We start from the raw sequence: 3,545 nt of genomic DNA, 5'->3' as shown, positions 1-3,545 counted from the left end.
CAGCTACACAGTGCGCAGCGGAGACACGCTGAGCGGCATCGCGGAGCGGCACGGCACGACAGTGGGCGCGCAGGCGAAGGCGGAGCAGTACCTGCCGCACCTGAACAAGGCGATGGCGGAGGCGAACATCAACACGCCCCGGCGCAAGGAGATGTTCCTGGCCCAGCTGGCGCATGAGAGCGGCGAGCTGCGCTACATGGAGGAGATCGCCTCCGGCGCGGCGTACGAGGGCCGCAAGGACCTGGGCAACACGCAGCCGGGCGACGGCAAGCGCTACAAGGGCCGGGGGCCCATCCAGCTGACGGGCCGCGCGAACTACCGTGCGGCGGGCAAGGCGTTGGGCATCGACCTGGAAGGGCACCCGGAGCGCGCGAAGGATCCGGACGTCGCGTTCCGCATCGCGGGTTGGTACTGGCAGTCGCGCAACCTGAACAGCTACGCGGACGCGGGCAACTTCCGTGAAGTCACCCGCCGCATCAACGGCGGCTACAACGGCCTCGCGAGCCGCGAGATGTACTACCGCCGCGCGCAGGACGTGCTGGGCTGAGCCCGTCTGGGGCGTGGGACCCGGGTCCCATGCCCGGGCGCATGGATGCGAGAGGGTGCCTGTGATTCCGGGCACCTGGCCGTGGCGCACCGGCTGCACAGGGCACGGGCTCCTCCTTCCTCGGAGCGAGCCTGATGTCCCGAATCGATGCGCCCGGCAGCAGTCCCCTGTCCCCCGAACCCACGCTTCCCGAACCCGATGCACCCGCGCCGGAGCTCCGCGTGGGCACGACCGCGTCCCGCAGGACCTCCGTCAGTGAGAGCAGTGCGGCCTCGACGTCTCGCAACGAGCTGCGGCCCTATGACGGCCCCTCCGTTGCTCCGTCCTCACCCCGCCCCTCCACGCATGCGGACGGCCCTGCTGTGTCCGCGCGCGAGCTCGCGGCCATGGGCGGCCGGCTGCGTTCCCCCTCCGCCCCTGTTCCCGAGGACGTCTATGCCTCGGTCCGCTCGCACCTGACGCGCAGCCTGTCCAACCCCTTCCTCACCGACAGCGATGTGAAGGCCACGCACGATGCACTTGGCTCCGTGCCTCGCGATGCGTACCGCGCCACGCTGGAGCGCATGGACCGTGACGGGCTGCTCGCCACCTATGTGTCCCGGATGGATGCGCCGTCTCGCCAGGCCTTCCTCGAACAGGCTGCGTCCAACGGCGTCCTCTCGCGGCGTCCGGGCGGCGTGGAGGGACCGCTCGGCATGCCTGGACGCCCGGAGACCTTCGTCAATGATCCGAAGCTGCCCGTTGCCCTTCGCGACGCGGTGAACGCCCATGCCACCGACACGGGCCGCGCCGCCGTCGTCGCCTACGACGCCTACCTGCAACGCTATGGCGACGCCGTGGCCCAGGCCGGCAGCCTCCAGGCGCTTCGCACACTCGGGCCTCCTCAGTCGCTGGAGCTGCGTGAGACGTCGCTCGGCCTCTCCTGGTCCGACCCCCAGCGCGAACGCTATGAGTCCGAATGGAAGGCCGGCCTGGGACGCCCCCAACACTCGCTCGTCCAGGCCTACCAGACCGTCACCGCCCGCGCGCAGGTCCTCTCCGGCGAACGTCCCGCCGGGGCCTTCGTCTCCGCCGAAGCGAGCGCGTCCCACGAGATGCTCCACTTCAAGCGCTCAGCCCATGCCTCCGCGCGCGGCACCACCGACTTCCAGACGCAGGCGGGCATCGCCTCGAAGGCCGGCCCCCTGGGCCTGGAAGTGATGATGGACGCTCACGGCAAGACGGAGGCCCAGCTCCAGGTGGACCTGGGCATCGCCAGCGTGAGCCGCGACTCGGAGGGCAAGGTGGAGCTGTCCGTGGGCGCGGGCCCCAATGCTCGCGCCTACGCGGCGCTCAACCCTCGCACCGCGGAGTTCGGCGGTGGCGTCTCCTTCGAAGTCTCCGACAAGGAACGTCAGAGCCACGCGGGCCTCAAGCTGGGCTACGGCCTGCGCGGCCTCACCCCCGAGCGTGCCTCCCAGGCCGTCCGCGGCGACATCCCTGGCCTCTTCAGCCGCCCCAAGGACCTGGACCCCGGCGTCGCCTGGGAGGCCCTGCCCGCGGAGCGCCGCGCCCTCTATGAACGGCAGGGCTGGACGCGCGAGGAGTGGGCCCAGGACTCACGGCGCTGACGGCCTCCCGGTCATGGCGAGGGCTGCGTCGAACTCTTCGCCGGCGCCTCTTCCTCCTCGGCTTCCGGGCGCAGGGAGATGGCCGTCCACAGCGCGAGGTGCCAGGGGACGAAGGCCAGGGCCACGCCATTCGAGAACAGGGCCAACGGGAGGGCAATCAGGATCCACGCCACCGCCGCCGCCCACAGCACCACTGAAGCGATGGACTGCATGTCCCTCGACCGGGAGTGGTGACCCACCAGGGAGAGCCCGGTGAAGAGCCAGACGAGCGAGCCGATGCCGAAGGATACCTCGGCCGCCGCCGGCATCCGGAAGTACTCGAGGAGGACCCACACCCCCACCATGCCCGCTGACTGGTACAGCGCGCTCACCATCGCCAGGGTGACGTTGCCCGCGGTCAGCCCCGCTGGCCTGCCGTCCGCGCGCTTCGTCTCCAGCAATTCAGGCGGCAGCTCCATCGCGTACGGATAGCCCATGGAGAGCAGGGCCTCCTTCGCCGCGTGCCGCACCTTCATCCCGCCTGAACCCGTGTAGTCCCCCACCGGGTTGCTCCGGTCCAGGAGCGCCAGCAGCAGATCCGCCCGCTCCCGCAGCGGTTCGTCCGGCGCGGGCGGCCGACCCAGGCCCACGATGAGCGCGTCGATGTCCGCGCGCACCATCCCCGGCGAGCGCACCTCCTCCAGCAGGAACGTCAGCGGCGGGGACGACACCTCCGCGAGGGACTCGGAGACGTCGGCGGGCGCCTCGTCGGCGATGGAGGACGGCGGCGCGGAACGGAGGGCTTCCTGGGACATGGGTGCTCCTGGAGGACAGTCATCCTCCGGCGGAGGCCCGCGAGCAAGGGGGCTCCCCCCGCCCTCGGGTGCCAGGAGGAGACAGTGTCCGTGAAGCCACCCCGGACGCGTCAGCGCAGGAACTTCTCCACCACCACCACGTCGTGCCACGCACCGTCCACCCGCGCGTGCTTCTCGTGCGTGCCCACCGTGGTGAACCTCAGGCGTTCGAACAGCTTGCGGGTGTGCTCCTGGTCCGCGAGGACGCTGGTGGTGAGCTTGTGGAGGCCCGCTTCCTCCGCGGCCTTCAACAGCGCCTTCAGCAGCAACTCGTCCACGCCCCGGCCCCGGACGTCCTTCGCCACGAAGAGGCTGAAGTCCGCCACGCCCGCGTAGCACTCGCGCGAGCTGTAGGCGCGGGTGGCCGCGCACGCGACGACGCGCCCGTCCTCCTCCGCCACCAGCACCGGGTGCCGTCCGTCGTCCTCGCCTTCCACCGGCGCCTCGAAGGTCGTGGGCCGCCGCGCGAGCGCCGCGTCCTGGAGGCCCGCGATGGCGTCCCGGTCCTCGGGCGTGGCGGGCCGCACGGTGGGCGGGGGCGGCGGCGCGCGCGGG

4 protein-coding genes are annotated in these 3,545 nt (G+C 71.5%); 2 read left to right on the top strand and 2 right to left on the bottom strand.

All coding sequences use genetic code 11. The annotated features are described in order from the left end of the window. Both D7V80_RS40525 and D7V80_RS40520 read left to right on the top strand, forming a co-directional pair. A partial coding sequence (locus D7V80_RS40525) for a glycoside hydrolase family 19 protein (protein ID WP_199738985.1) occupies positions 1-547 on the top strand: 547 nt, incomplete at its 5' end. A gap of 134 nt (positions 548-681) precedes the next feature. Then, the gene (locus D7V80_RS40520) at positions 682-2,157 is read left to right on the top strand and encodes a hypothetical protein (protein ID WP_147447393.1); all 1,476 of its coding nucleotides are present in this window, start codon (positions 682-684) and stop codon (positions 2,155-2,157) included. Positions 2,158-2,168: 11 nt separating this feature from the next. Here D7V80_RS40520 and D7V80_RS40515 read toward each other — a convergent pair whose 3' ends face one another. Then, on the bottom strand, positions 2,169-2,951 hold the full coding sequence (locus tag D7V80_RS40515) for a hypothetical protein (protein ID WP_120593099.1): 783 nt from the start codon (positions 2,949-2,951) through the stop codon (positions 2,169-2,171). Between the two features lie 110 nt (positions 2,952-3,061). Continuing rightward, positions 3,062-3,545: GNAT family N-acetyltransferase (locus D7V80_RS40510; RefSeq protein ID WP_120593098.1), on the bottom strand; the 484-nt coding region annotated here is incomplete at its 5' end.

Source organism: Corallococcus sp. CA054B (assembly GCF_003611625.1).
Classification (GTDB): Bacteria; Myxococcota; Myxococcia; order Myxococcales; family Myxococcaceae; genus Corallococcus; species Corallococcus coralloides.
The sequence above is the reverse complement of the archived record's forward strand: the minus strand, read 5'-3'. Positions and strand labels throughout refer to the sequence as shown.